Source organism: Mesorhizobium sp. ISC15, assembly GCF_037162615.1.
GTDB lineage: Bacteria > Pseudomonadota > Alphaproteobacteria > Rhizobiales > Rhizobiaceae > Mesorhizobium > Mesorhizobium mediterraneum.
On the sequence record NZ_JAVSPX010000001.1, the window covers coordinates 4060371 to 4086723 of the forward strand.

23 protein-coding genes and 1 tRNA gene are annotated in these 26353 nt (G+C 62.0%); 22 read left to right on the forward strand and 2 right to left on the reverse strand.

Features of this window, described 5'->3' with window-relative positions; translation table 11 throughout:
- The first annotated feature begins 257 nt into the window (after nt 1-257).
- The 12 genes from tuf (RPG13_RS19570) (at nt 258) to rpoC (ending at nt 16570) form a co-directional block, all read left to right on the forward strand.
- Nucleotides 258-1433, forward strand: a complete 1176-nt coding sequence (gene tuf, locus RPG13_RS19570) for an elongation factor Tu (RefSeq protein ID WP_126106702.1) — start codon at nt 258-260, stop codon at nt 1431-1433.
- A gap of 165 nt (nt 1434-1598) precedes the next feature.
- Nucleotides 1599-3269, forward strand: a complete 1671-nt coding sequence (locus tag RPG13_RS19575; protein WP_337125767.1) for a hypothetical protein — start codon at nt 1599-1601, stop codon at nt 3267-3269.
- Between the two features lie 110 nt (nt 3270-3379).
- Nucleotides 3380-3862: a group II truncated hemoglobin gene (locus tag RPG13_RS19580; protein ID WP_337125768.1), complete on the forward strand. Its 483-nt coding sequence runs from the start codon at nt 3380-3382 to the stop codon at nt 3860-3862.
- Nucleotides 3863-3993: 131 nt separating this feature from the next.
- Nucleotides 3994-4069, forward strand: a tRNA-Trp gene (locus RPG13_RS19585).
- Nucleotides 4070-4439: 370 nt separating this feature from the next.
- The gene (gene secE, locus RPG13_RS19590; RefSeq protein ID WP_029352158.1) at nt 4440-4643 is read left to right on the forward strand and encodes a preprotein translocase subunit SecE; all 204 of its coding nucleotides are present in this window, start codon (nt 4440-4442) and stop codon (nt 4641-4643) included.
- Nucleotides 4644-4670: 27 nt separating this feature from the next.
- Nucleotides 4671-5198, forward strand: a complete 528-nt coding sequence (gene nusG / locus RPG13_RS19595) for a transcription termination/antitermination protein NusG (protein WP_006333333.1) — start codon at nt 4671-4673, stop codon at nt 5196-5198.
- A gap of 172 nt (nt 5199-5370) precedes the next feature.
- Nucleotides 5371-5799 (forward strand): 50S ribosomal protein L11, encoded by a 429-nt coding sequence (gene rplK, locus RPG13_RS19600; protein ID WP_023798121.1) that lies wholly within the window; start codon nt 5371-5373, stop codon nt 5797-5799.
- 4 nt (nt 5800-5803) lie between these two features.
- Nucleotides 5804-6502 (forward strand): 50S ribosomal protein L1, encoded by a 699-nt coding sequence (gene rplA / locus RPG13_RS19605; RefSeq protein WP_128284348.1) that lies wholly within the window; start codon nt 5804-5806, stop codon nt 6500-6502.
- A gap of 396 nt (nt 6503-6898) precedes the next feature.
- Entirely contained in the window at nt 6899-7417 is a 519-nt protein-coding gene (gene rplJ, locus RPG13_RS19610; RefSeq protein ID WP_065011395.1) for a 50S ribosomal protein L10, read from the forward strand.
- Nucleotides 7418-7471: 54 nt separating this feature from the next.
- Nucleotides 7472-7849 carry a 50S ribosomal protein L7/L12 gene (gene rplL / locus RPG13_RS19615; RefSeq protein ID WP_023680442.1) on the forward strand — a complete coding sequence of 126 codons (378 nt, stop codon included), beginning with the start codon at nt 7472-7474 and terminating at the stop codon, nt 7847-7849.
- A gap of 253 nt (nt 7850-8102) precedes the next feature.
- Nucleotides 8103-12239, forward strand: a complete 4137-nt coding sequence (gene rpoB, locus RPG13_RS19620; RefSeq protein ID WP_127294069.1) for a DNA-directed RNA polymerase subunit beta — start codon at nt 8103-8105, stop codon at nt 12237-12239.
- A gap of 134 nt (nt 12240-12373) precedes the next feature.
- Nucleotides 12374-16570, forward strand: a complete 4197-nt coding sequence (gene rpoC, locus RPG13_RS19625) for a DNA-directed RNA polymerase subunit beta' (RefSeq protein ID WP_337125769.1) — start codon at nt 12374-12376, stop codon at nt 16568-16570.
- 367 nt (nt 16571-16937) lie between these two features.
- Here the strand turns inward: rpoC and RPG13_RS19630 are convergent, their stop codons facing one another.
- Nucleotides 16938-17873 (reverse strand): Gfo/Idh/MocA family protein, encoded by a 936-nt coding sequence (locus RPG13_RS19630; RefSeq protein WP_095488823.1) that lies wholly within the window; start codon nt 17871-17873, stop codon nt 16938-16940.
- A gap of 169 nt (nt 17874-18042) precedes the next feature.
- Nucleotides 18043-18324, reverse strand: coding sequence for a transcriptional regulator (locus RPG13_RS19635; protein ID WP_095488828.1), 282 nt, complete (start codon nt 18322-18324; stop codon nt 18043-18045).
- A 463-nt stretch (nt 18325-18787) separates the two neighbouring features.
- Here RPG13_RS19635 and rpsL point away from each other — a divergent pair, with 463 nt between their 5' ends.
- The 10 genes from rpsL to rpsS all read left to right on the forward strand — a co-directional run bounded on the left by rpsL (nt 18788) and on the right by rpsS (nt 26353).
- On the forward strand, nt 18788-19159 hold the full coding sequence (gene rpsL, locus RPG13_RS19640) for a 30S ribosomal protein S12 (RefSeq protein ID WP_006333356.1): 372 nt from the start codon (nt 18788-18790) through the stop codon (nt 19157-19159).
- A gap of 85 nt (nt 19160-19244) precedes the next feature.
- Entirely contained in the window at nt 19245-19715 is a 471-nt protein-coding gene (gene rpsG, locus RPG13_RS19645; protein ID WP_008875664.1) for a 30S ribosomal protein S7, read from the forward strand.
- 30 nt (nt 19716-19745) lie between these two features.
- Nucleotides 19746-21836 (forward strand): elongation factor G, encoded by a 2091-nt coding sequence (gene fusA, locus RPG13_RS19650; protein ID WP_095488822.1) that lies wholly within the window; start codon nt 19746-19748, stop codon nt 21834-21836.
- Nucleotides 21837-21902: 66 nt separating this feature from the next.
- Nucleotides 21903-23078, forward strand: coding sequence for an elongation factor Tu (gene tuf, locus RPG13_RS19655; protein WP_126106702.1), 1176 nt, complete (start codon nt 21903-21905; stop codon nt 23076-23078).
- Between the two features lie 63 nt (nt 23079-23141).
- The gene (rpsJ, locus tag RPG13_RS19660) at nt 23142-23450 is read left to right on the forward strand and encodes a 30S ribosomal protein S10 (RefSeq protein ID WP_006205468.1); all 309 of its coding nucleotides are present in this window, start codon (nt 23142-23144) and stop codon (nt 23448-23450) included.
- A 94-nt stretch (nt 23451-23544) separates the two neighbouring features.
- Complete coding sequence (gene rplC, locus RPG13_RS19665) at nt 23545-24291, forward strand: 50S ribosomal protein L3 (RefSeq protein ID WP_292226629.1); 747 nt, start codon at nt 23545-23547, stop codon at nt 24289-24291.
- On the forward strand, nt 24291-24911 hold the full coding sequence (gene rplD / locus RPG13_RS19670; RefSeq protein ID WP_126106700.1) for a 50S ribosomal protein L4: 621 nt from the start codon (nt 24291-24293) through the stop codon (nt 24909-24911). The genes rplC and rplD overlap by 1 nt, the downstream gene beginning before the upstream one ends.
- The gene (locus tag RPG13_RS19675) at nt 24908-25201 is read left to right on the forward strand and encodes a 50S ribosomal protein L23 (RefSeq protein ID WP_010909275.1); all 294 of its coding nucleotides are present in this window, start codon (nt 24908-24910) and stop codon (nt 25199-25201) included. Before rplD ends, RPG13_RS19675 begins: the two co-directional genes overlap by 4 nt.
- Before the next feature lie 23 nt (nt 25202-25224).
- Nucleotides 25225-26058: a 50S ribosomal protein L2 gene (gene rplB, locus RPG13_RS19680; RefSeq protein WP_095488566.1), complete on the forward strand. Its 834-nt coding sequence runs from the start codon at nt 25225-25227 to the stop codon at nt 26056-26058.
- Nucleotides 26059-26074: 16 nt separating this feature from the next.
- Complete coding sequence (rpsS, locus tag RPG13_RS19685) at nt 26075-26353, forward strand: 30S ribosomal protein S19 (RefSeq protein WP_006205463.1); 279 nt, start codon at nt 26075-26077, stop codon at nt 26351-26353.

Genomic DNA, 26353 nt, shown 5'->3' on the forward strand with positions numbered 1-26353 from the left:
CGCGCCGCAAGGTGCCCGGGCGTTATCTTGCCCCCGTTTTCATTAAGAGTTTGTGTCGCGACTGGCCGCGGTGGTGTCCGTCTTACATTTGCGTCGCCTCATTCCCATATCGGCGTCACATCCCTGAAATCGGATCATGGGTTCGGGATCGAGTGAAAATGCGTTCGGCCACAAGGCACTTGTGTTTTTCGGCCGTAGTCGCTAATCGCCCCGCATTCGACTGAACTGAAGGTCCAGGCCGTCCAAGGAAAGAGACTATGGCAAAAGGTAAATTCGAGCGTACAAAGCCTCATGTGAACATTGGCACGATTGGCCACGTCGATCATGGCAAGACGTCGTTGACGGCGGCGATCACTAAGTATTTTGGCGAATACAAGCGCTACGACCAGATTGATGCGGCGCCTGAGGAGAAGGCGCGCGGCATCACCATCTCGACGGCGCATGTCGAATACGAGACGGCTGCCCGCCACTACGCCCATGTCGACTGCCCCGGCCACGCCGACTATGTGAAGAACATGATCACCGGCGCTGCGCAGATGGACGGCGCGATCCTGGTTGTGTCGGCCGCTGACGGCCCGATGCCGCAGACCCGCGAGCACATTCTGCTGGCCCGTCAGGTCGGCGTGCCGTCGATCGTGGTGTTTTTGAACAAGGTCGACCAGGTCGACGACGCCGAGCTGCTCGAGCTGGTCGAGCTCGAGGTGCGTGAGCTGTTGACCAAGAACGAGTTCCCCGGCGACGACATTCCGATCGTCAAGGGTTCGGCGCTTGCGGCTCTGGAAGATTCCGACAAGAAGATCGGCGAGGACGCGATCCGCGAATTGATGGCTGCGGTCGACGACTACATCCCGACGCCGGTTCGTCCGCTCGACAAGCCGTTCCTGATGCCGATCGAGGACGTGTTCTCGATCTCGGGCCGCGGCACGGTTGTGACCGGTCGCGTCGAGCGCGGCGTGGTCAAGGTCGGCGAGGAGCTGGAGATCATCGGCATCCGTCCGACGACCAAGACGACCTGCACCGGCGTCGAGATGTTCCGCAAGCTGCTCGACCAGGGCCAGGCCGGCGACAACATCGGCGCGCTGCTGCGCGGTGTCGACCGTGAAGGTGTCGAGCGCGGCCAGGTTCTGGCCAAGCCGGGCACGGTCAAGCCGCACAAGAAGTTCGTGGCCGAAGCCTACATCCTGACCAAGGACGAAGGTGGCCGTCACACGCCGTTCTTCACCAACTACCGGCCGCAGTTCTATTTCCGCACGACCGACGTGACCGGCATCGTGTCGCTGCCGGAAGGCACCGAGATGGTGATGCCCGGCGACAACATCACGGTCGATGTCGAGCTGATCGTGCCGATCGCCATGGAAGAGAAGCTGCGCTTCGCCATCCGTGAAGGCGGCCGCACCGTCGGTGCCGGCATCGTCGTCACCATCAAAGAGTAATCGACACCGGCACTGCCGGTCAGATCGAATGCGAAAGGGCAGTCCTCGGGCTGCCCTTTTTGCTTTCTGGGGCACCGCCGATATGCACCTGCGCAGTCGCTCCAAACACTATTGCAAGCGTCCAAACCTCAACTAGTATAGGTTGCATAGCGGGGGCTTGCCCAAATGGTTCCATGGCACCGTTTGAATGGCCAGACATGGTGGACGCTGGGGGTGATCTGCCTGGCGTCGTTCCTTGTCATGGGACACGCTGCCTTCGCGGCGAATACAAAAAAATCTGCGCCGGATCTTGGCCCGACGATGCGGTTTGTCGTCGTCCGCAGCAGCGCGCCTGGTTGCGAACCGATCTGCCCGGAATGGATATCGGCTGAAGGCTCGATAGAAGCCGGCACGCCGGCCCTGTTCAAACGCACGCTCAAAGCACTCGGCGGCCGAAAACTGCCTGTTGTCGTGGACTCTCCCGGCGGCAACGTCGAAGCGGCGCTGGCGCTTGGCCGGCTGCTCCGCAAGAGCAAACTCGATATCGCGGTCGGCAAAACCCGGTTCACCGGTTGCCAGCCCGAAGCCAAGGACTGCAAAGAAAACGACGGCAAGGGCGGCGCTCGCTATTTCGGCAATGCCTATGCCAGCGGCGCCATCTGCAATTCCGCTTGTCCGCTGATGTTTGCCGGCGGCATCAGGCGCGTGGTCGGGCAATGGGCCTATCTCGGCGTCCATCAGATCACCACGACTTACATCCGGACGAAATTGCAGTACCGGACCACCTATCGCGTGGTGAGGGGCAAGAAGAAGGTCCTCAGCAAGAAGATCGTCGGCCGCAAAAACGCCGGCAGCTACAAGACCTACGAGATGAGCAAGTCGGTGGAGAAAAGACTGGCGGCCTATCTGAAGGAAATGGGCGTCGGCCAAGGCGTGCTCGAGACGATGAAGAACACGCCGGCCAGCACCATCCAGCAACTGGCTCCCTACGACATGCTGCAGACGAAGCTCGTCACCAGCCTGGATGCCGTCGACCTGCTGACCACGGCAACCCTGTGCAATACCGATCCGGTGGCCGCGAACTGCAGGGAAATACCGGCGCCGGCCGGCGATGTGGTGGCGTACGCCAAGCCCGCTCCCGCCGCGTCGGTCGAACCCAAAACCGTGCAGCAGGCCGATGTTGGCGATATGCGCTTCGTTCTGGTTCGAGGCAGAAGTTTTCTCTGCGATCCCAATTGTCCCGAATGGATCTCCGCGGAAGGCACGATTAGCGCTCAGACGCCGGAACGGCTGCGCCAACTGCTGGACAAGATCGGTGGTCGGCGATTGCCCGTGGTGATCAACTCGCCGGGAGGTGACGTGCTTGGCGCTCTGGCCGCCGGAAGGCTGATCCGAGAACGCAAGCTCGACGTGGCGGTTGCGCGGACGGACTTCATTGGATGCGAGCCGGACAAGGCGGATTGCACCGCCGAAGATGGCGTCTATGTCGGGCTCACGATCGATGCCAGCGGGGCGTGTGGGGCGGCCTGTCCGATCATGCTTGCCGGTGGTGTCAGGCGCCTTGTCGGCCCTCGTGCGCAATTGACCGTGGATTCCACGGGGTCGGAGCAGCAGGTCAAAACCTATCTCAAGGACATGGCGGTCGGACCCGGTCTGCTGGTGGCGATCCGGTCGGTGCCGGCTTCTCGTGATCGGCAGCTCGAACCCGACATGATGTTGAAAGTCGGGCTGACGACCGGGCTTGAATCGGTTGACGAATTTACCGGTCCGACCATCTGCAAATCGGCGCCAATGCCGGAGAATTGTCGCGTGGTTCCGACGTCCGAGGTTCAGGCTGACGCGCCCGTCAAGTTGTAAGGCGCAGGCATGCAGCCGGCCCAAGCTGGCCATCGAGGCAGGTTGAGCAACGTTCGATAGTTCCGCTATCGTCCGAAGCAAGTGACGCTCTGGCCGGTCGAGGATCGAGAATGAGCCAAAATATCCCGACATTGTTCGAATGGGCCGGCGGCACCGAAGCGCTGAATCGCCTGACCCAAACCTTCTACGACAAGGTGTCTAGGGATTCCATCGTCGGCCCGGTGTTCAAAAACATGTCGCCGGACCATCCCGCGCATGTCGCCGCCTTCATCGGCGAGGTCTTTGGTGGACCGAAGACCTACAGCGAAGAGCATGGCGGCCACCGCGAGATGGTGATGCACCATCTCGGCAAGCACCTGAGCGAGGAACAGCGCCGCCGCTGGATCAATCTTCTCGCTGACGCTGCCGACGAGGTCGGGCTGCCCGACGATCCGGAATTCCGCTCGGCTTTCATGGCCTATGTCGAATGGGGATCGCGGCTGGCGAAGATGAACTCCAACCTTGGCGAGACCTGCGATCCCGAGACCGAACCGATGCCGGCCTGGGGCTGGGGCGTGCCTGGCGGACCGTACAGGCCGCCGTCGGGCGGATGATCCCGATTTGGCACGAAGATTTCCGACCTGATGCTGAAAGCAGGCAGGAATGGGACGATCAGATCAGACCGCTCTTTACAGCGCGCGCGGAAGCTTTTAGGAAGCGCCTGCTGCGCCGACATGCGCACGATACGGGCATAGCTCAGTTGGTAGAGCGGCGGTCTCCAAAACCGCAGGTCGTAGGTTCGAGCCCTGCTGCCCGTGCCATTTTTCGAAATGGCCATTTCATGAAAATTGTCTGGTCTTCACGCATCGGCCCTTTGAAAATCGCGCGGTGACTTGCCATATAGCCTCTCTTGGGGCATAAGAGGCCATAGCCGGGACGGGACGACTGGATGGTTCCGAGGCGGCGTTTGGTCATAAAGCGGACACTTGCCACTTGCGTGGATCAAGAATCGGTTTTATGTAGACGAAACAGACACGCGACGCGTGGAGCTGGGAAGCCGGCTTTACGCGTCCGATTTGCATGGGCGAAATGATTGCGCTGATTCGGCGTGAACACAGGCTCAGGCGGCACATCCCGGCCAGCGGGATCATCCAGGAGATCCGGTCAACGGGTCTCGAAGACAGGCGGCACATGGCTTCGAAAACCACAAATCCTTTCGTCTTTCTCCAGCAGGTTCGCTCGGAGACCGCCAAGGTGACTTGGCCGTCGCGGCGCGAAACGATGATTTCGACGGTGATGGTCCTGGCGTTCGCTGTGATCGCGATGATCTTTTTCTTTACCGCCGATCAGCTCATGGGCCTCGCGGTCGAGCAGATTCTGGGCATTGGACGCTAAGTCCGGCGATTACGGAGAAGTCTTAAGATGACTGCGCGGTGGTACATCGTCCACGCCTATTCGAACTTTGAAAAAAAGGTCGCCGAGGACATCGAGAACAAGGCCAAGCAGAAAGGCCTGTCCGCTGACATCGAGCAGATCGTCGTGCCGACCGAGAAGGTCGTCGAGATCCGCCGCGGCCGCAAGGTCGATGCCGAGCGCAAGTTCTTCCCGGGCTATGTGCTCTTGAAGGCCAACCTGACCGACGCGGTGTTCTCGCTCGTGAAGAACACGCCGAAGGTCACCGGCTTCCTGGGTGACTCGAAGCCGGTGCCGATCACCGAGGCCGAGGCCCAGCGCATCCTGAACCAGGTGCAGGAAGGCGTCGAGCGGCCGAAGCCGTCGGTCACTTTCGAGATCGGCGAGGCGATCCGCGTCTCGGACGGTCCGTTCGCATCGTTCAACGGTTTCGTCCAGGAAGTGGACGAGGAGCGGGCGCGGCTCAAGGTGGAAGTTTCGATCTTCGGGCGCGCCGTGCCGGTCGATCTCGAATTCGGACAGGTCGAAAAGGGCTGATCCGAAATCCTTGTCGCCCATTCGGCGGTGAGGGGAGGCGGCGTGGAAATCGCGGCCAACACAGGTGGGAGGCGAATGCGGCTTTAGCCGGCCACGGGAACCGCACCACCAGACTGCAACCGCCGGTGTTGCCCACATAGTGGGGCCGGCATGAGATGAAGGCAGGAAAGAGATGGCTAAGAAAATTGCAGGCCAGCTCAAGCTCCAGGTTTCCGCGGGTTCGGCTACGCCGTCGCCCCCGATCGGACCGGCGCTTGGTCAGCGCGGCATCAACATCATGGAGTTCTGCAAGGCGTTCAACGCGCAGACCCAGGAAATGGAAAAGGGATCGCCGGTTCCGGTCGTGATCACCTATTACCAGGACAAGTCGTTCACCTTCGTCATGAAGACGCCGCCGGTGAGCTACTTCCTGAAGAAGGCCGCAAACCTGAAGTCGGGCTCGAAGGAGCCGGGCAAGGTCAAGGCCGGCACGATCGGCCGCGACAAGGTGCGCGCCATCGCCGAGCAGAAGATGAAGGATCTGAACGCAACCGATATCGAGGGGGCCATGCGCATGGTCGAGGGCTCCGCTCGCTCGATGGGTCTGGAAGTGGTGGGCTGAGATCATGGCAAAGATTGCAAAGCGTGTATCGAAGACCCGCGAAGGCATCGATCCCAACAAGGCCTATGCCTTGGGTGATGCGCTGAAGCTGCTCAAGGACCGGTCCTCGGTGAAGTTCGACGAGACCGTTGAAGTCGCGATGAACCTGGGTGTTGACCCGCGCCATGCCGACCAGATGGTCCGTGGCGTGGTCAATTTGCCGAACGGCACCGGCCGTACCGTCCGCGTCGCCGTTTTCGCGCGTGGTGACAAGGCCGAGGAAGCCAAGGCGGCCGGCGCCGATATCGTTGGCGCCGAGGATCTGGTCGACATCGTCCAGAAGGGCACGATCGACTTCGATCGCTGCATCGCCACGCCGGACATGATGCCGCTGGTCGGCCGCCTGGGCAAGGTGCTCGGCCCGCGCGGCATGATGCCGAACCCGAAGGTCGGCACCGTCACCACTGACGTCACCGCCGCCGTCAAGGCGTCGAAGGGCGGCGCCGTCGAGTTCCGCGTCGAGAAGGCCGGCATCGTGCATGGCGGCGTCGGCAAGATCTCGTTCGACATCAAGGCGCTGGAAGAGAACGTCCGCGCGTTCGCCGACGCAGTGAACAAGGCGAAGCCGGCTGGCGCCAAGGGCAACTACGTCAAGAAGGTGTCGGTCACCTCGACGATGGGCCCGGGCCTCAAGCTCGACGTCTCGACGCTGGCAGCGTCCTGATACGACCTATTTGGATCGGTCGCTAAAGGGCCGATCCGCAAGCAGAATTCCGGGCCTCCGATTTATCTTGGCGGCCCGGTACCGGAAGTCGGAAGGCTTCCGGACATCCTGTCCGAGATTGCGGGCGGCCCCAAGCCTTAGTTCAAGGGGGGCCTTAATTCATGTGGGCCTGCATGAGACGGGTGAAGACCGGACAACGGAGCGACTGCTCCAATGAAAGGTTCGAACCGTGTTTGCCTTTTGTCTGCGCACCATTCGGCTTGCCGGCTGGTGTGGCGAAAGGGGGCAGGATCCTCGAGCGTCGTTCGGGAGATCCGTTACTGGATGGCCCGGCCGGCAAAAGGCAACCCGACGCCTGTCCTCGTGAAAAGGGCAGGGGTCAACTGGAGATAGGCAGTGGACAGAGCGGAAAAACGCGAACTCGTCACGGGCCTGAATGAAGCGTTTTCGGGCGCTGGTTCAGTCGTCGTGGCCCACTACGCCGGTATTACCGTCGCGCAAATGAACGACCTTCGGTCGAAAATGCGTGTCGCCGGTGGCACCGTCAAAGTCGCGAAGAACCGTCTCGCCAAAATCGCTCTTCAGGGCACGGACTCCGCATCGATCATCGACCTGTTCAAGGGACAGACGCTGATCGCCTATTCGGAGGATCCGATTGCGGCGCCGAAGGTCGCGTCCGATTTCGCCAAGGGAAATGACAAGCTCGTCATTCTCGGTGGCGCAATGGGCACCACCTCGCTCAACGCCGACGGTGTGAAGGCACTCGCCACACTTCCGTCGCTCGATGAGCTGCGCGGCAGGCTGGTTGGCATGATCGCCACGCCGGCAACCCGGATCGCCCAGATCGTCAATGCGCCTGCGGCTTCGGTCGCGCGTGTCATCGGCGCTTACGCCCGGAAGGACGAGGCGGCATGAGGCCGTTCCTCGCTATCACAAACACACGTTCGAACCTTATGAAGGAATATTGCAATGGCTGATCTGGCAAAGATCGTAGACGACCTTTCGAAGCTGACCGTCCTTGAGGCGGCCGAGCTGTCGAAGCTTCTGGAAGAAAAGTGGGGCGTTTCCGCAGCTGCTCCGGTGGCGGTTGCCGCCGCTGGCGGTGCTGCGGCCGCAGCTGCTCCGGTCGAGGAAAAGACGGAATTCGACGTCGTCCTCACCGAGGCGGGCGCTCAGAAGATCAACGTCATCAAGGAAGTTCGCGCCATCACCGGTCTTGGCCTCAAGGAAGCCAAGGACCTGGTCGAGGCGGCTCCGAAGCCGGTCAAGGAAGCTGTTTCCAAGGCCGACGCGGACAAGTTCAAGGCCCAGCTGGAAGCAGCCGGCGCCAAGGTCGAACTGAAGTAAGCGTTTGATATCGGCGGGCGGCTTCGCGCCGTCCGCCACTCCCTTGGCGCGAAGGGAGGCTGCGTAACGCGAAGAGTACGAAAACCTCTTTCCTGAGGGCCGTAAACCGGCCTTCAGGAAACGGGTTTTCTCCCGTTTTGGCCGGCCACCGACAGGTGGCGGGTGAACAAATTGAAGGCCGCCGCCGAGGTGGCCGAGAATGCAAGGCGAGCCGCGGCGAGGCTCGCCCCGAGAATCGAGCTAAGGAGCGACGATGGCCCAGACACAAACTTTCAATGGCCGCAGACGCGTACGCAAATTCTTCGGAAAGATACCGGAAGTTGCGGAGATGCCGAACCTGATCGAGGTTCAGAAGGCATCCTATGACCAGTTCCTGATGGTAGAGGAGCCCAAGGGCGGGCGTCCTGACGAGGGACTGCAGGCGGTTTTCAGGTCGGTCTTCCCGATCTCCGACTTTTCCGGCTCCTCGATGCTGGAATTCGTGAAGTACGAGTTCGAAGGACCGAAATTCGACGTTGACGAATGCCGTCAGCGCGACCTGACCTATGCCGCGCCACTCAAGGTGACGCTGCGCCTCATCGTGTTCGATATCGATGAGGATACCGGCGCCAAGTCGATCAAGGACATCAAGGAGCAGGACGTCTACATGGGCGACATGCCGCTCATGACCTTGAACGGCACCTTCATCGTCAACGGCACCGAGCGTGTCATCGTCTCGCAGATGCACCGTTCGCCGGGCGTCTTCTTCGACCATGACAAGGGCAAGTCGCATTCGTCCGGCAAGCTGCTGTTTGCCGCGCGCGTCATCCCCTATCGCGGCTCGTGGCTCGACATCGAGTTCGACTCGAAGGACGTCGTGCACGCCCGCATCGATCGCCGCCGCAAGATTCCGGTGTCGTCGCTGTTGATGGCGCTCGGCATGGACGGCGAGGAGATCCTGTCGACCTTCTACAACAAGATCACCTACAAGCGCGCCGGCGACCACTGGCGCATCCCGTTCAACGTCGAGCGTTTCCGCGGCCTCAAGGCCGTTGGCGACCTGGTCGATGCAGACACCAACGAGGTCGTCGTCGAGGCAGGCAAGAAGATCACTGCCCGCCAGGCCAGGGCGCTCGGCGAAAAGGGTCTCAAGGCGATCAAGGCAACCGACGAGGATCTGCTCGGCAACTACCTTGCCGAGGACATCGTCAACTATGCGACCGGCGAGATTTTCCTCGAAGCCGGCGACGAGATCGACGAAAAGACGCTGAAGGTGCTTCTCAGCGCCGGCGATGACGAGATCAAGGTTCTCGACATCGACCACGTCAATGTCGGCGCCTATATCCGCAACACGCTCAACGTCGACAAGAACGAGAGCCGCCAGGACGCGCTGTTCGACATCTACCGTGTCATGCGCCCCGGCGAGCCGCCGACGCTCGAAACCGCCGAAGCCATGTTCAACTCGCTGTTCTTCGACAGCGAGCGCTATGACCTGTCGGCCGTCGGCCGCGTCAAGATGAACATGCGCCTCGAGCTCAAGGCCGAGGATACCGTGCGCGTGCTGCGCAAGGACGATATCCTGGCCGTGGTCAGGACGCTGGTCGAACTGCGCGACGGTAAGGGCGAGATCGACGACATCGACAATCTCGGCAATCGCCGCGTGCGCTCGGTCGGCGAGCTGATGGAGAACCAGTACCGTGTCGGCCTGCTGCGCATGGAGCGCGCGATCAAGGAACGTATGTCCTCGATCGAGATCGACACGGTGATGCCGCAGGATCTGATCAACGCCAAGCCGGCGGCTGCCGCCGTGCGCGAGTTCTTCGGTTCCTCGCAGCTGTCGCAGTTCATGGACCAGACCAACCCGCTGTCGGAGATCACCCACAAGCGCCGTCTCTCGGCGCTTGGACCCGGTGGTCTGACCCGCGAGCGCGCCGGCTTCGAGGTGCGCGACGTGCACCCGACGCATTACGGCCGCATCTGCCCGATCGAGACGCCGGAAGGCCCGAACATCGGTCTGATCAACTCGCTGGCCACCTTTGCGCGCGTCAACAAGTACGGCTTCATCGAGAGCCCGTACCGCAAGATCGTCAACGGCAAGCTGACCAATGAGGTCGTCTACCTGTCGGCGATGGAAGAGGCCAAGCATCACGTTGCGCAGGCCAATGCCGAGCTCGACAAGAATGGTGGTTTCGTCGACGAATTCGTCATTTGCCGCAACGCCGGCGAAGTGATGATGGCGCCGCGCGAAAACGTCGATCTGATGGACGTGTCGCCGAAGCAGATGGTGTCGGTGGCCGCGGCCCTGATCCCGTTCCTCGAGAACGACGACGCCAACCGCGCTCTGATGGGCTCGAACATGCAGCGTCAGGCCGTGCCGCTGGTGCGCGCCGAAGCGCCGTTTGTCGGCACCGGCATGGAGCCGATCGTCGCCCGTGACTCGGGCGCCGCCATCGGCGCCCGCCGCGGCGGCATCGTCGACCAGGTGGACGCGACGCGTATCGTCATCCGCGCTACGGAAGATCTCGATCCCGGCAAGTCGGGCGTCGACATCTACCGGCTGATGAAGTTCCAGCGTTCGAACCAGAACACCTGCATCAACCAGCGCCCGCTGGTGCGTATGGGTGACCGGGTCAACAAGGGCGACATCATCGCCGACGGTCCGTCGACCGAGCTCGGCGATCTGGCGCTCGGCCGCAACGTGCTGGTCGCGTTCATGCCGTGGAATGGCTACAACTATGAGGACTCGATCCTCTTGTCCGAGCGCATCGTCGCCGACGACGTCTTCACCTCGATCCACATCGAGGAGTTCGAGGTCATGGCGCGCGACACCAAGCTCGGGCCGGAGGAAATCACGCGCGACATTCCCAACGTCTCGGAAGAAGCGCTGAAGAACCTCGATGAGGCCGGCATCGTCTATATCGGTGCGGAAGTGCAGCCGGGCGACATCCTGGTCGGCAAGATCACGCCGAAGGGCGAAAGCCCGATGACGCCGGAAGAAAAGCTTCTGCGCGCCATCTTCGGTGAAAAGGCATCGGACGTGCGTGACACTTCCATGCGCATGCCGCCTGGAACCTTCGGCACCGTCGTCGAAGTGCGCGTCTTCAACCGCCACGGTGTGGAGAAGGACGAGCGCGCCATGGCGATCGAACGCGAGGAGATCGAACGCCTCGCCAAGGATCGCGACGACGAGCAGGCGATCCTCGACCGCAACGTCTATTCGCGCCTTTCCGACGTTCTTGTCGGCAAGGAAGCGATTGCCGGGCCGAAGGGCTTCAAGAAGGGCTCGAAACTGTCGAAGGACTCGCTCGACGAGTATCCGCGTTCGCAGTGGTGGCAGTTTGCGGTGGAGAACGAAAAGCTCCAGAGCGAACTGGAAGCCCTGCGTGGCCAGTACGACGATTCCAAGAAGGCGCTCGAACAGCGCTTCATGGACAAGGTCGAGAAGGTACAGCGCGGCGACGAGATGCCTCCCGGCGTCATGAAGATGGTCAAGGTCTTCGTGGCCGTGAAGCGCAAGATGCAACCCGGCGACAAGATGGCCGGCCGGCACGGCAACAAGGGTGTCGTGTCGCGGATCGTTCCGGTCGAGGACATGCCGTTCCTCGAGGACGGCACGCATGCCGATATCGTGCTCAACCCGCTGGGTGTGCCGAGCCGCATGAATGTCGGCCAGATCCTGGAGACGCATCTGGGCTGGGCTTGCGCCGGAATGGGCAGGAAGATCGGCGATCTGATCGACGCCTATAAGACGGCCGGCGACATCAAGCCGCTGCGCAAGACGCTCGAGAGCTTCATGCCGGCCAACGACCGCAACGAGCCGATCCGCGAATACGACGACGAGAGCATCGTTCGCCTCAGCGAGCAGATGCGTCGCGGCGTCTCCATCGCGACACCGGTGTTCGACGGTGCGCACGAGGCCGACATCAACATCATGCTGGAACAGGCGGGCCTGCACACCAGCGGTCAGTCGCAGCTCTATGACGGACGCACCGGCGAGCCGTTCGATCGCAAAGTGACGATGGGCTACATATATATGCTCAAGCTTCACCATCTTGTGGACGACAAGATCCACGCGCGTTCGATCGGGCCGTACTCGCTCGTTACCCAGCAGCCGCTGGGCGGCAAGGCGCAGTTCGGTGGCCAGCGCTTCGGCGAGATGGAGGTCTGGGCGCTCGAAGCGTACGGCGCCGCCTACACGCTGCAGGAGATGCTGACGGTGAAGTCGGATGACGTCGCCGGCCGCACCAAGGTCTACGAGGCGATCGTCAGAGGCGACGACACGTTCGAGGCCGGCATTCCCGAGAGCTTCAACGTTCTCGTCAAGGAAATGCGGTCTCTGGGCCTCAATGTCGAGCTGGAGAACACCAAGCTGGACGACAACCCGGTCCGGCTGCCCGACGCGGCCGAGTGAGCAAGACGTCCGGTCGCGGGAGAGGCTCCCGCGACCGGACGCACCAAATTCTCGGCTGATGGCCGACAAGTCGGCGGGCGTTTGGCCCGCGCTAGATGCAAGGGGTTTTCGAGGACCCCGAAAAGGAGAACGGCATGAACCAAGAGGTCATGAATCTCTTCAATCCCCAGGCGCCTGCGCAGGTGTTCGATTCCATCCGGATCTCGCTCGCCAGCCCTGAGAAGATTCTGTCCTGGTCGTTCGGCGAGATCAAGAAGCCGGAGACCATCAACTACCGCACCTTCAAGCCGGAGCGCGACGGCCTGTTCTGCGCGCGCATTTTTGGTCCGATCAAGGACTACGAATGCCTGTGCGGCAAGTACAAGCGCATGAAGTACAAGGGCGTTATCTGCGAGAAGTGCGGCGTCGAAGTCACGCTGTCGCGCGTCCGTCGCGAGCGCATGGGCCATATCGAGCTGGCCGCGCCCGTCGCCCATATCTGGTTCCTGAAGTCGCTGCCGTCGCGTATCGGCACGCTGCTCGACATGACGCTGAAGGATATTGAGCGCGTTCTCTACTTCGAGAACTATATCGTCACCGAGCCTGGCCTCACCGCGCTGAAGGAGCACCAGCTCCTCAGCGAGGAAGAGTACATGATGGCCGTCGACGAATATGGCGAGGATAGCTTCACCGCCATGATCGGCGCCGAGGCCATCCACGACCTTCTGGCCGGCATGGACCTGGAGAAGATCGCCGGCGACCTGCGTTCGGAGCTGGCTTCGACCACGTCCGAGCTGAAGCAGAAGAAGTATCTGAAGCGGCTCAAGGTCGTCGAGAACTTCATGGAGTCCGGCAACCGTCCGGAATGGATGATCATGAAGGTGGTTCCGGTGATCCCGCCGGACCTGCGCCCGCTGGTCCCGCTGGACGGCGGCCGTTTCGCCACGTCCGATCTCAACGATCTCTATCGCCGCGTCATCAACCGCAACAACCGCCTGAAGCGGCTGATCGAGCTGCGCGCCCCCGGCATCATCGTGCGCAATGAAAAGCGCATGCTGCAGGAAGCCGTCGACGCGCTGTTCGACAACGGCCGTCGCGGCCGCGTCATCACCGGCGCCAACAAGCGCCCGCTGAAGTCGCTGTCCGACATGCTCAAGGGCAAGCAGGGCCGGTTCCGCCAGAACCTGCTCGGCAAGCGCGTCGACTATTCCGGCCGCTCGGTCATCGTGACCGGCCCGGAGCTCAAGCTGCACCAGTGCGGCCTGCCGAAGAAGATGGCGCTCGAACTGTTCAAGCCCTTCATCTACGCCCGTCTCGACGCCAAGGGTTATTCCTCGACCGTCAAGCAGGCGAAGAAGCTGGTCGAGAAGGAGCGCCCGGAGGTCTGGGATATCCTCGACGAGGTCATCCGCGAGCATCCGGTGCTGTTGAACCGCGCGCCGACGCTGCACCGCCTCGGCATCCAGGCATTCGAGCCGATCCTGATCGAAGGCAAGGCGATCCAGCTTCACCCGCTGGTCTGCACGGCCTTCAACGCCGACTTCGACGGCGACCAGATGGCGGTTCACGTGCCGCTGTCGCTGGAAGCACAGCTTGAAGCCCGCGTGCTGATGATGTCGACCAACAACATCCTGCACCCGGCTTCCGGCGCGCCGATCATCGTGCCGTCGCAGGACATGGTTCTAGGTCTCTACTATCTCTCGATCGTCAATCAGAACGAGCCGGGCGAGGGCATGGTGTTTGCCGACATGGGCGAACTCCAGCATGCGCTCGAGACCAAGGCGGTGACGTTGCATTCCAAGATCAAGGGCCGCTTCCGCACGGTCGATGCCGAAGGCAAAGTCGTGTCGAAGATCCATGACACCACGCCTGGCCGCATGATCATCGGCGAGCTGCTGCCGAAGAATGTCAACGTGCCTTACGAGACCGCCAACCAGGAGATGACCAAGAAGAACATCTCCAAGATGATCGACACCGTCTACCGCCATTGCGGTCAGAAGGAGACGGTCATTTTCTGCGACCGCATCATGGCCCTCGGCTTCAGCCACGCCTGCCGCGCCGGCATTTCGTTCGGCAAGGACGACATGCTGATCCCGGATGCCAAGATCAAGCTGGTTTCCGACACCGAGGCTTTGGCCAAGGAATACGAGCAGCAGTACAATGACGGTCTGATCACGCAGGGCGAGAAGTACAACAAGGTCGTCGACGCCTGGGCCAAGTGCTCGGAAAAGGTTGCCGACGAGATGATGGCCCGCATCAAGGCGGTCGAGTTCGAGGACAATGGCCGTCAAAAGCCGATGAACTCGATCTACATGATGTCGCACTCCGGTGCGCGCGGCTCGCCCACCCAGATGCGCCAGCTTGCCGGTATGCGCGGCCTGATGGCAAAGCCTAGCGGTGAAATCATCGAGACGCCGATCATCTCGAACTTCAAGGAAGGCCTGACCGTGCTCGAGTACTTCAACTCGACCCACGGCGCCCGCAAGGGTCTGGCCGACACAGCCTTGAAGACGGCGAACTCGGGTTACCTCACCCGTCGTCTGGTCGACGTGGCGCAGGACTGCATCGTCAACTCCGTCGACTGCGGCACCGACAAGGGCCTCACCATGCAGCCGATCGTCGATGCCGGCCAGGTCGTCGCCTCCGTCGGCCAGCGCGTTCTCGGCCGCACGTCGCTCGACGACATCACTCATCCGGTCACGGGTGAGGTTCTGGTCAAGGCCGGAACGCTGATGGACGAACGCGACGTCGAAGAGATCGAAAAGGCCGGCGTCCAGTCGGTCCGCATCCGCTCGGCGCTGACCTGCGACGTCAGGGTCGGTGTCTGCGCGGTCTGCTACGGACGCGATCTGGCCCGCGGTACCCCGGTCAACCAGGGCGAGGCTGTCGGCGTCATCGCCGCGCAGTCGATCGGCGAGCCGGGCACCCAGCTCACCATGCGTACCTTCCACATGGGCGGTACCGCGCAGGTGGTGGATAGCTCGTTCCTTGAAGCCTCCTATGAGGGCAAGGTCGAGATCCGCAACCGCAACGTGGTGCGCAACTCCGACGGCCAGCAGATGGTCATGGGCCGCAACATGGCGGTGCTGATCCTCGACGAAGCCGGCAAGGAGCGTGCCACGCACCGCCTCACCTATGGTTCGCGCATCTTCGTGGACGATGGCGACAAGGTGAAGCGCGGCCAGCGCGTTGCCGAGTGGGATCCCTATACCCGCCCGATCCTCACCGAGATCGAGGGCAAGGTGGCGTTCGAGGATCTGGTCGACGGCATTTCCGTTCAGGAGACGGCCGACGAATCGACCGGCATCACCAAGCGCGAGGTCATCGACTGGCGTTCGACGCCACGCGGCAACGACCTCAAGCCGGCGATCGTCGTCCAGGATGCCAAGGGCAAGGTCGGCAAACTGTCGAAGGGCGGCGACGCCCGCTTCCTGCTCTCGGTCGAGGCCATTCTTTCGGTCGAGCCGGGTGCGCAGGTTCGCCCCGGCGACGTGCTGGCGCGTATCCCGATGGAAAGCGCCAAGACCAAGGACATCACCGGCGGTCTGCCGCGTGTTGCCGAACTGTTCGAGGCACGCCGTCCGAAGGATCACGCCATCATCGCCGAGATCGACGGCACGATCCGCTTCGGCCGCGACTACAAGAACAAGCGCCGCATCATCATCGAGCCACATGACTCGACGCTTGAGCCGGTCGAATACCTGATCCCGAAGGGCAAGCCGTTCCATCTCCAGGACGGCGACGTCATCGAGAAGGGCGACTACATCCTCGACGGCAATCCGGCGCCGCACGACATCCTGGCGATCAAGGGCGTGGAGGCGCTTGCGTCCTACCTCGTCAACGAGATCCAGGAGGTCTACCGCCTGCAGGGCGTGTCGATCAACGACAAGCACATCGAGGTGATCGTTCGCCAGATGCTGCAGAAGGTCGAGATCACCGTCCAGGGCGACTCGACCTACATTCCGGGCGACCACGTCGACGTGATCGAGCTGGAAGAGGTCAACGAGCGCCTGGTCGAGGACGGCAAGAAGCCGGCCGAAGGCCAGCCGGTGCTCTTGGGCATCACCAAGGCCTCGCTGCAGACGCCGTCCTTCATCTCGGCCGCCTCCTTCCAGGAGACGACCAGGGTGCTGACCGAAGCGGCGGTTGCCGGCAAGACCGACATGCTGCAGGGGCTGAAGGAAAACGTCATCGTCGGCCGGCTGATCCCGGCCGGCACCGGCGGCACGATGAGCCAGATCCGGCGCATCGCCACCTCGCGCGACGAGTTGATCATCGACGAGCGCCGCAAGGCGTCAGGCGCCGAGGTCGCCGAACCGATGTTGACCGACATGGTCAACGCCGCGCAGTAAGCGCGGCGGCACAGATCTCAGGCAACAAAGCCGTCGGGACAACCCGGCGGCTTTTTTGTTTGATGCGTTGAAGTTGGAAACTTACCTCGGTGGTGACGGAATGGCAGTAAGCGTCGTCGAATGTGCAACTTATTTCGATCATCCGGCGCCGCCCCTCATTGCCCTGCCGGGCATTTCTCCCCGTAAAACGGGGAGAAGAAGCTGGCTGCAGCCTTCGAGCTCGTTCTGCAACGCCGGAGATTGGCGAAATCTTTGATGACGGCGTCCTTCTCCCCGTTCACGGGGAGAAGATGGCGGCAGCCAGATGAGGGGCAGCGCGACGTTTGCGAGATGGTCAGGACTGGAGCGATCGTCGCTCCTTACAGCTTCAGTCGAAGAACGCCTCGACCACATTGCGCTTGCCGAGCATGAAGGCGTCGGCGACATGCTGCAGCGGGGCGAGATCGACATCGGAGAGGCCGGCGCGCACGATCTCGGCGAAGCGCCTGTAGAGCATCGGATATTCCGCTTCCGGCTCGTCGTGAACGATGCGGCCGTCGACCGCGAGTTTTGACCCGCCGCCCGAAAGCACCATCGCGCCCTTGTCCGTCTCGGCCAGGATGTCCCAGCTTTGCGGACCGGTCTGGCGCCAGTCGAGCTCCATCGTCACCGGCAATCCATCAGAGGTGCGGAAGGCGATATGCGCGGCGATCGGGGCTGCGCGGTTTTCAGGAAAATCGAGAATTGCCGAGGTGATGAACATTGCCGGCAATATGTGGGTCGCGATCGACAGCGCGTTGATGCCGGGATCGAACACACCGAAGCCGCCTGGGGCCCAGATCCAGTCCTGGTTCGGGTGCCAGCGGCGCACGTCTTCCTTCCAGTTGATGGCAGCCGATCTGATCTGGGTCGAGCCGAGGAAATCGCGCGCGGCTTCCACCGCCGGCGCATAGCGCGAATGCCAGCTGGCGAACAGCGAGACGCCGTTCGCGACCGCTAGCGCCTTCAGATCCTCGACCTCGCTGACCGTGGCGCCAGGCGGCTTTTCCAGGAAGACATGTTTTTTCGCTTCGAGTGCCGTCCGTGCGGCATCATAGCGGAACTGCGGCGGCATGCAGAGCGATACGGCATCGAGCTCCGGCACCGCGTCGAGCATCGCCTCGATGGTTGGAAAATTCGGGATGTCTTCCACCTTGCCGTGCCGGCTGGCGGCGGCGGCAAGGCGATAGGCCTGGTCCTTTGCCAAGGCCGGCAGGTGCTGGTCGCGGACGATCTTTCCCACCCCGACGATGCCGAGCTTGATGGGGTTGCTGTTCGAGGACATGGGAGACTCCGCGGATTGGATGCGCTTGGCTGTCAGCAGCGAATGGTTCTTAGCAGAGAACCGATGCCGGGCAAGTCTCGGCAGAGTCGGACATGACGGTCCCAGGCGAGGGCAGGTACAGCGCCATTGCCTCTCGTTCAGACTGGCCCTGCTTCAGACTGGCCCTGCTTCAGGCCGGAACGTCGAAGGTGACGATCGACACTTCGCCTTCGAGCGCGCCCTGATAGGCCGACAGGTGCGGCTCTTCGTCGGGCACGCCGTCCAGGTCGCCGATCTGGTCGAGCTCCGCCTCGGCGTAACCTTCGGCCGAGAGCGATTCGAGCGCCCGGCGCACCGCCGAATCGTCGTCGGGCGCGACCAGCATGAGGTGGACGCCTTCCGGCTTGCCGCCCTTCCTTTTCCATGCCCGGCCGGTGATGATGGTGACCGGGCGCTCATCATTGTCGTTCACGGGCTGATTCCTCCGGGCGAGGGGATTTGCGCTGTTCATGCCGCCTTTTTCGCATGAAGCATGGCCGCGCAACAGCCGAAAGCCGGTCACTTTCTTCCTTCCTCTTGCAAAATGACGAAAGAAAATTACATGCGCCTTTCGCATGGCTGCCAAGCCTTGGTTTCAGTGTAATATTTGGCGCTCCGGGGTTGACGGGCAACAGGCTTGCGAGTAGAAGCCGGCCAGTCAGAACCGATGTGAGGCTCTCCCTTCCGAAGCGACACGCTTTGGAGTTTGCCTCAAACAGGGTTCGTTTTACGAGCGAAAAGACATTTCCGGCGTGCATGAAGCGGCTTCCGCTTCCTCTGCCATTTGTTCGGGCAAGACCGCGAGGCGCGGTTTGTGGCCCGAATTTGCGTATGGAAATGACGCTTTGAGCGGCCCTGACCGGGCGAGACACGGAATTGAGAGACAAGAGGGTTTAATGCCTACCGTCAACCAGCTGATCCGCAAGCCGCGCATTGCGCCGGTGAAGCGCAACAAGGTCCCGGCCATGCAGCAGAACCCGCAGAAGCGGGGCGTCTGCACGCGCGTCTACACAACGACGCCGAAGAAGCCGAACTCGGCGCTGCGCAAGGTCGCCAAGATCCGCCTGACCAATGGTTTTGAAGTGATCGGCTACATCCCCGGCGAAGGCCACAACCTTCAGGAACACTCGGTGGTGATGATCCGCGGCGGCCGCGTCAAGGATCTTCCGGGCGTCCGCTACCATATCATCCGCGGCGTGCTCGACACGCAGGGTGTGAAGAACCGCAAGCAGCGCCGTTCGAAGTACGGCGCCAAGCGTCCGAAGTGACCGAAGCGTAGCCAAGGTCATTCCGGACGGCGCCAGGCGGCGATCCGGGATCCAGGCCACCACGCAGAATTGAGGCAGAGAAAAAATGTCCCGTCGTCACAGTGCAGAAAAGCGTGAGATCAACCCGGACCCGAAGTTCGGTGATCTGATCGTCACCAAGTTCATGAATGCCGTCATGTATGACGGCAAGAAGTCGGTTGCCGAGACCATCGTCTACGGTGCGCTCGACCAGGTCCAGTCCAAGACCAAGCAGGAGCCGGTCACCGTCTTCCATCAGGCGCTCGACAATGTCGCGCCGCATGTGGAAGTGCGTTCGCGCCGCGTCGGTGGTGCCACCTACCAGGTTCCGGTCGACGTGCGCCCCGAGCGCCGTCAGGCGCTGGCCATCCGCTGGCTGATCGCTGCGGCCCGCAACCGCAACGAGACCACTATGGTCGACCGCCTCTCCGGCGAGCTGATGGACGCGGCCAACAACCGCGGCACCGCCGTCAAGAAGCGTGAAGACACCCACAAAATGGCAGAAGCCAACCGCGCCTTCGCGCACTACCGCTGGTAAAGCGCGAACGAGACTGAAGAGGCACCTCCCATGGCCCGCGAATATAAAATCGAAGACTACCGCAATTTCGGTATCATGGCGCATATCGACGCCGGCAAGACGACGACCACCGAGCGCGTCCTCTATTACACGGGCAAGTCGCACAAGATCGGCGAAGTCCATGACGGCGCTGCCACCATGGATTGGATGGAGCAGGAGCAGGAGCGCGGCATCACCATCACGTCTGCCGCGACCACGACCTTCTGGAAGGCTCGTGACGGCAAGATGCATCGCTTCAATATCATCGACACCCCCGGCCACGTCGACTTCACCATCGAGGTCGAGCGTTCGCTGCGCGTGCTCGACGGCGCAATCGCGCTGCTCGACGCCAATGCCGGTGTCGAGCCGCAGACGGAGACCGTCTGGCGCCAGGCCGACAAGTACCGCGTGCCGCGCATGATCTTCTGCAACAAGATGGACAAGATCGGCGCCGATTTTTACCGTTCGGTCGAGATGATCGGCTCGCGCCTCGGCGCGCATGCCGTCGTCATGCAGCTGCCGATCGGTGCCGAGACCGAGTTCAAGGGTGTCGTCGACCTCGTCGAGATGAACGCGCTGGTCTGGCGTGACGAAACGCTGGGCGCTGCCTGGGACGTCGTCGAGATCCCGGATGACCTCAAGGCTCGTGCGGAAGAATACCGCGAGAAGATGATCGAGGCTGCCGTCGAAATGGACGAGACGGCGCTTGAGAATTACCTCGAAGGCAAGATGCCGAGCAATGACGAGATCCGCGCGCTGATCCGCAAGGGCACCATCGCGGTGAAGTTCTATCCGATGTTCTGTGGCTCGGCCTTCAAGAACAAAGGCGTGCAGCCGCTGCTCGATGCCGTCGTCGAATATCTGCCGTCGCCGGCCGATGTTCCGGCCATCAAGGGCGTCGACGCCAAGACCGATGCCGAGATCGAGCGTCATGCCGACGACAACGAGCCGTTGTCGATGCTCGCCTTCAAGATCATGAACGACCCGTTCGTCGGTTCGCTCACCTTTGCCCGCATCTATTCGGGCAAGCTCACCAAGGGCATCTCGGTCGACAACACGGTCAAGGGCAAGAAAGAGCGCATCGGCCGCATGCTGCAGATGCATGCGAACTCGCGCGCCGACGTCGAAGAGGCTTTTGCTGGTGATATCGTCGCACTGGCTGGTCTCAAGGACACGACCACGGGCGACACGCTCAGTGATCCGCTGCATCCGGTCATCCTCGAGCGCATGGAATTCCCCGATCCGGTCATCCAGATCGCTATTGAGCCGAAGACCAAGAACGACCAGGAAAAGATGGGCCTCGCCCTTCACCGCCTGGCCGCCGAGGATCCGTCCTTCCGCGTCAAGACCGACGAGGAAAGCGGCCAGACGATCATTTCCGGCATGGGCGAACTTCACCTCGACATCATCGTCGACCGCATGCGTCGCGAGTTCAAGGTCGAGGCCAATGTCGGCGCGCCGCAGGTGGCCTATCGCGAGACGATTACCCGCAGCCAAGAACAGGACTACACGCACAAGAAGCAGACCGGCGGTACCGGTCAGTTCGCCCGCGTCAAGATCCTCTTCGAGCCGAATCCGGAAAGCAGCGAATTCCAGTTCGAAACCAAGATCGTCGGCGGCGCTGTGCCGAAGGAATACATCCCCGGCGTCGAAAAGGGCATCAACAGCGTCATGACCTCGGGTCCGTTCGCGGGCTTCCCGATGATCGGCGTCAAGGCGACGCTGATCGACGGTGCTTACCACGACGTCGACTCCAGCGTTCTGGCCTTCGAAATCGCTGGCCGTGCCTGCTTCCGTGAAGCGGCGCCCAGGCTTGGCGTGCAGTTGCTCGAGCCGATCATGAAGGTCGAAGTGGTGACGCCGGAAGATTATGTCGGCAGCGTCATCGGCGATTTGAACGGCCGTCGCGGCCAGATCCAGGGCCAGGAAGCCCGTGGTGTGGCGGTGGTTATCAACGCGATGGTGCCGCTCGCCAACATGTTCAAATACGTCGACAATTTGCGCTCGATGAGCCAGGGCCGCGCGGCCTACACGATGCAGTTCGATCACTACGAGCCGGTGCCGACCGCGGTCGCTCAGGAAGTCCAGAAGAAATACGCGTAACCCGGGCGGGTTGCAGCGCTAACTTAATTCAAAGCCCGCACGGGCGAGCAGGAATGGAGACATCACATGGCAAAAGGTAAATTCGAGCGTACAAAGCCTCATGTGAACATTGGCACGATTGGCCACGTCGATCATGGCAAGACGTCGTTGACGGCGGCGATCACCAAGTATTTTGGCGAATACAAGCGCTACGACCAGATTGATGCGGCACCCGAGGAGAAGGCGCGCGGCATCACCATCTCGACGGCGCATGTCGAATACGAGACGGCTGCCCGCCACTACGCCCATGTCGACTGCCCCGGCCACGCCGACTATGTGAAGAACATGATCACCGGCGCTGCGCAGATGGACGGCGCGATCCTGGTTGTGTCGGCCGCCGACGGCCCGATGCCGCAGACCCGCGAGCACATTCTGCTGGCCCGTCAGGTCGGCGTGCCGTCGATCGTGGTGTTTTTGAACAAGGTCGACCAAGTCGACGACGCCGAGCTGCTCGAGCTGGTCGAGCTCGAGGTGCGTGAGCTGTTGACCAAGAACGAGTTCCCCGGCGACGACATTCCGATCGTCAAGGGCTCGGCGCTTGCGGCTCTGGAAGATTCCGACAAGAAGATCGGCGAGGACGCGATCCGCGAATTGATGGCTGCGGTCGACGACTACATCCCGACGCCGGTTCGTCCGCTGGACAAGCCGTTCCTGATGCCGATCGAGGACGTGTTCTCGATCTCGGGCCGCGGCACGGTTGTGACCGGTCGCGTCGAGCGCGGCGTGGTCAAGGTCGGCGAGGAGCTGGAGATCATCGGCATCCGTCCGACGACCAAGACGACCTGCACGGGCGTCGAGATGTTCCGCAAGCTGCTCGACCAGGGCCAGGCCGGCGACAACATCGGCGCGCTGCTGCGCGGTGTCGACCGTGAAGGTGTCGAGCGCGGCCAGGTTCTGGCCAAGCCGGGCACGGTCAAGCCGCACAAGAAGTTCGTGGCCGAAGCCTACATCCTGACCAAGGATGAAGGTGGCCGTCACACGCCGTTCTTCACCAACTACCGTCCGCAGTTCTATTTCCGCACGACCGACGTGACCGGCATCGTGTCGCTGCCGGAAGGCACCGAGATGGTGATGCCCGGCGACAACATCACGGTCGATGTCGAGCTGATCGTGCCGATCGCCATGGAAGAGAAGCTGCGCTTCGCCATCCGTGAAGGCGGCCGCACCGTCGGTGCCGGCATCGTCGTCACCATCAAAGAGTAATTTGGACTTAAACCGATCTGTCGCGGGCGCTGCCCGCGCCGCGCCAGAACAAGGAAGTGACGCATGAACGGACAGAATATCCGCATCCGCCTGAAGGCGTTTGATCACCGGGTGCTTGACGCCTCGACGCGGGAAATCGTGTCGACGGCCAAGCGCACCGGCGCCAACGTCCGCGGCCCCATTCCGCTGCCGACGCGGATCGAAAAGTTCACGGTCAACCGGTCGCCTCACGTCGACAAGAAGAGCCGCGAGCAGTTCGAGATGCGCACGCACAAGCGTCTGCTCGATATCGTTGACCCGACCCCGCAGACGGTCGACGCTTTGATGAAGCTCGATCTTGCCGCCGGTGTCGACGTCGAGATCAAGCTCTAAGGAACCAGAGGGGCGGGGCGACCCGGAACTCTGAAGGAACAAGAGGCGTGGAGGGGCGACAGCCCCGACAGGGAACTCTAAAGGAATTGAACCGATGCGTTCAGGTGTGATTGCAAAGAAGGTGGGAATGACCCGCATCTACAACGATGCCGGGGAACATGTTCCCGTCACTGTTCTCCAGATGGAGAACTGCCAGGTCGTGGCGCAGCGCACGCAGGAGAAGAACGGCTATACCGCCGTCCAGCTCGGCGTTGGCCTTGCCAAGGTGAAGAACACGTCGAAGGCGATGCGCGGCCATTTCGCGACCGCTTCCGTCGAGCCGAAGGCCAAGGTTGCCGAATTCCGTGTCTCCGCCGACAACATGATCGATGTCGGCGCCGAGATCACCGTCGATCATTTCGTCGCCGGCCAGAAGGTCGATGTGACGGGAACCACGATCGGCAAGGGTTTCCAGGGCGTTATCAAGCGGCACCACATGGGCGGTGGCCGCGCGACCCACGGCAACTCGGTCTCGCACCGTACGCACGGCTCGACCGGCCAGCGCCAGGATCCGGGCAAGGTGTTCAAGGGCAAGCATATGGCTGGCCACATGGGTGACACCCGCGTCACAACGCAGAATGTCGAGGTCGTCTCGACCGATGCCGATCGCGGTCTGATCCTGATCCGCGGCGCGGTTCCCGGTTCGAAGGGTGCCTGGATCCTGGTCCGCGACGCGGCCAAGGTTGCGCTGCCGGCCAATGCGCCGAAGCCCGCCGCAATCCGCGCCATTGCGATCAATGATGGCGCCAAGAACGATGCCCCGGCCACAGTAGATGCCCCGGCCACAGAGGGAGCGGAATAATGGACCTCAAGATCACAACGCTTGGCGGCAAAGACGCCGGCAAGGTGAAACTCTCCGAGGAGATTTTCGGCCTTGATCCGCGCGAGGACATTCTGCAGCGCGTCGTGCGCTGGCAGCTTGCCAAGAAGCAGCAGGGCACGCACAAGACCAAGGGTCGCGCCGAGATCGCTCGGACCGGCGCCAAGATGTACAAGCAGAAGGGTACGGGCCGCGCCCGCCACCATTCGGCACGCGCTCCGCAGTTCCGCGGCGGCGGCAAGGCCCACGGTCCGGTCGTCCGCAGCCACGAGCACGATTTGCCGAAGAAGGTGCGTGCGCTGGGCCTCAAGCATGCTCTTTCGGCCAAGGCCAAGAGCGCATCGCTCATCATTATCGACGAGTTGATGATGACTGAGGCCAAGACCAAGGCGCTGATCGCGAATTTCGCGACGCTGGGCCTGTCCAACGCCCTGCTGATCGGCGGCGCCGAGCTCGATAAGAACTTCAAGCTGGCGGCGACGAACATCCCGAACATCGACGTGCTGCCCATCCAGGGCATCAACGTCTACGACATTCTGCGCCGCGGCACGCTGGTCCTCTCGAAGGCCGCCGTCGAGGCTCTCGAGGAGCGCTTCAAATGACCGACCTTCGTCACTACGACGTGATCGTCTCGCCGGCGATCACCGAAAAGTCGACCATGGCTTCCGAGCAGAACCAGGTCGTCTTCAACGTCGCCAAGAAGGCGTCGAAGCCGGAAATCAAGGCCGCCGTCGAAGCGCTGTTCGGCGTCAAGGTGATGGCCGTGAACACGCTTGTCCGCAAGGGCAAGATCAAGCGCTTCCGCGGCACGATCGGCCGCCAGAGCGACGTCAAGAAGGCGATTGTGACGCTGGCCGACGGCCAGTCGATCGACGTCGCGACGGGTCTCTGAGCAAGACCGCGAGGACAACAAACATGGCACTGAAAAAATTCAACCCGATAACGCCGAGCACCCGCCAGCTGGTCATCGTCGATCGCTCGGGCCTCTATAAGGGCAAGCCCGTCAAGGGCCTGACCGAAGGCCTGACCAAGTCGGGCGGCCGCAACAATTACGGCCGCATTACGGCCCGCTTCATCGGCGGCGGTCACAAGCGCACGTACCGCATCATCGACTTCAAGCGCCGCAAGTTCGACGTTGTCGGCACGGTCGAGCGTATCGAATACGATCCGAACCGCAGCGCCTTCATCGCGCTGATCAAGTATGACGATGGCGAGCTGTCCTACATCATCGCTCCGCAGCGCCTTGCTGCCGGCGACAAGATCGTGGCCGGCGAAGCGGTCGACGTGAAGCCGGGCAATGCGATGCCGCTGGCCTCGATGCCGGTCGGCACGATCGTCCACAACATCGAGCTGAAGCCGGGCAAGGGCGCCCAGGTTGCCCGTTCGGCTGGCGGTTATGCCCAGCTCGTCGGCCGTGACCAGGGCATGGCGATCCTGCGCCTGAATTCGGGTGAGCAGCGTGTCGTCCACGGCTCGTGCATGGCCACTGTCGGCGCCGTGTCCAACCCGGACCACGGCAACATCAATGACGGCAAGGCAGGTCGCACGGTGTGGCGGGGAAAACGTCCGCACAACCGCGGCGTGACCATGAACCCGGTCGACCATCCGCATGGCGGCGGCGAAGGCCGCACCTCGGGTGGCCGCCATCCGGTTTCGCCTTGGGGCAAGCCGACCAAGGGCAAGAAGACGCGGTCCAATAAGGCGACCGACAAGTTCATCCTGCGCTCGCGCCATCAGCGCAAGAGCTAAGAAGAGGTAACGCCAAGTGACTCGTTCGATTTGGAAAGGCCCCTTCATTGACGGCTACCTTCTCAAGAAGGTGGACAAGGTTCGTGAAGGTGGTCGCAATGAGGTGATCAAGATGTGGAGCCGTCGCTCCACCATCCTGCCGCAGTTCGTCGGCTTCACCTTCGGTGTCTACAACGGCCAGAAGCACGTTCCCGTTTCGGTGAACGAGGACATGGTCGGCCACAAGTTCGGTGAATTCGCTCCGACCCGGACCTATTACGGTCATGGCGCGGATAAGAAGGCGAAGAGGAAATAA

What these genes read in the sequence shown, in the direction of transcription:
- rpsG (WP_008875664.1), top strand. Translation starts at nt 19,245, where the DNA reads ATGTCCCGTCGTCACAGTGCAGAAAAGCGTGAGATCAACCCGGACCCG.
- RPG13_RS19580 (WP_337125768.1), top strand. Translation starts at nt 3,380, where the DNA reads ATGAGCCAAAATATCCCGACATTGTTCGAATGGGCCGGCGGCACCGAA.
- secE (WP_029352158.1), top strand. Translation starts at nt 4,440, where the DNA reads ATGGCTTCGAAAACCACAAATCCTTTCGTCTTTCTCCAGCAGGTTCGC.
- RPG13_RS19675 (WP_010909275.1), top strand. Translation starts at nt 24,908, where the DNA reads ATGACCGACCTTCGTCACTACGACGTGATCGTCTCGCCGGCGATCACC.
- rplA (WP_128284348.1), top strand. Translation starts at nt 5,804, where the DNA reads ATGGCAAAGATTGCAAAGCGTGTATCGAAGACCCGCGAAGGCATCGAT.
- fusA (WP_095488822.1), top strand. Translation starts at nt 19,746, where the DNA reads ATGGCCCGCGAATATAAAATCGAAGACTACCGCAATTTCGGTATCATG.
- nusG (WP_006333333.1), top strand. Translation starts at nt 4,671, where the DNA reads ATGACTGCGCGGTGGTACATCGTCCACGCCTATTCGAACTTTGAAAAA.
- rpoB (WP_127294069.1), top strand. Translation starts at nt 8,103, where the DNA reads ATGGCCCAGACACAAACTTTCAATGGCCGCAGACGCGTACGCAAATTC.
- RPG13_RS19630 (WP_095488823.1), bottom strand. Translation starts at nt 17,873, where the DNA reads ATGTCCTCGAACAGCAACCCCATCAAGCTCGGCATCGTCGGGGTGGGA.
- rplC (WP_292226629.1), top strand. Translation starts at nt 23,545, where the DNA reads ATGCGTTCAGGTGTGATTGCAAAGAAGGTGGGAATGACCCGCATCTAC.
- rpsJ (WP_006205468.1), top strand. Translation starts at nt 23,142, where the DNA reads ATGAACGGACAGAATATCCGCATCCGCCTGAAGGCGTTTGATCACCGG.
- rplL (WP_023680442.1), top strand. Translation starts at nt 7,472, where the DNA reads ATGGCTGATCTGGCAAAGATCGTAGACGACCTTTCGAAGCTGACCGTC.
- tuf (WP_126106702.1), top strand. Translation starts at nt 258, where the DNA reads ATGGCAAAAGGTAAATTCGAGCGTACAAAGCCTCATGTGAACATTGGC.
- rpoC (WP_337125769.1), top strand. Translation starts at nt 12,374, where the DNA reads ATGAACCAAGAGGTCATGAATCTCTTCAATCCCCAGGCGCCTGCGCAG.
- rpsL (WP_006333356.1), top strand. Translation starts at nt 18,788, where the DNA reads ATGCCTACCGTCAACCAGCTGATCCGCAAGCCGCGCATTGCGCCGGTG.
- rplK (WP_023798121.1), top strand. Translation starts at nt 5,371, where the DNA reads ATGGCTAAGAAAATTGCAGGCCAGCTCAAGCTCCAGGTTTCCGCGGGT.
- rplB (WP_095488566.1), top strand. Translation starts at nt 25,225, where the DNA reads ATGGCACTGAAAAAATTCAACCCGATAACGCCGAGCACCCGCCAGCTG.
- RPG13_RS19575 (WP_337125767.1), top strand. Translation starts at nt 1,599, where the DNA reads ATGGTTCCATGGCACCGTTTGAATGGCCAGACATGGTGGACGCTGGGG.
- tuf (WP_126106702.1), top strand. Translation starts at nt 21,903, where the DNA reads ATGGCAAAAGGTAAATTCGAGCGTACAAAGCCTCATGTGAACATTGGC.
- rplD (WP_126106700.1), top strand. Translation starts at nt 24,291, where the DNA reads ATGGACCTCAAGATCACAACGCTTGGCGGCAAAGACGCCGGCAAGGTG.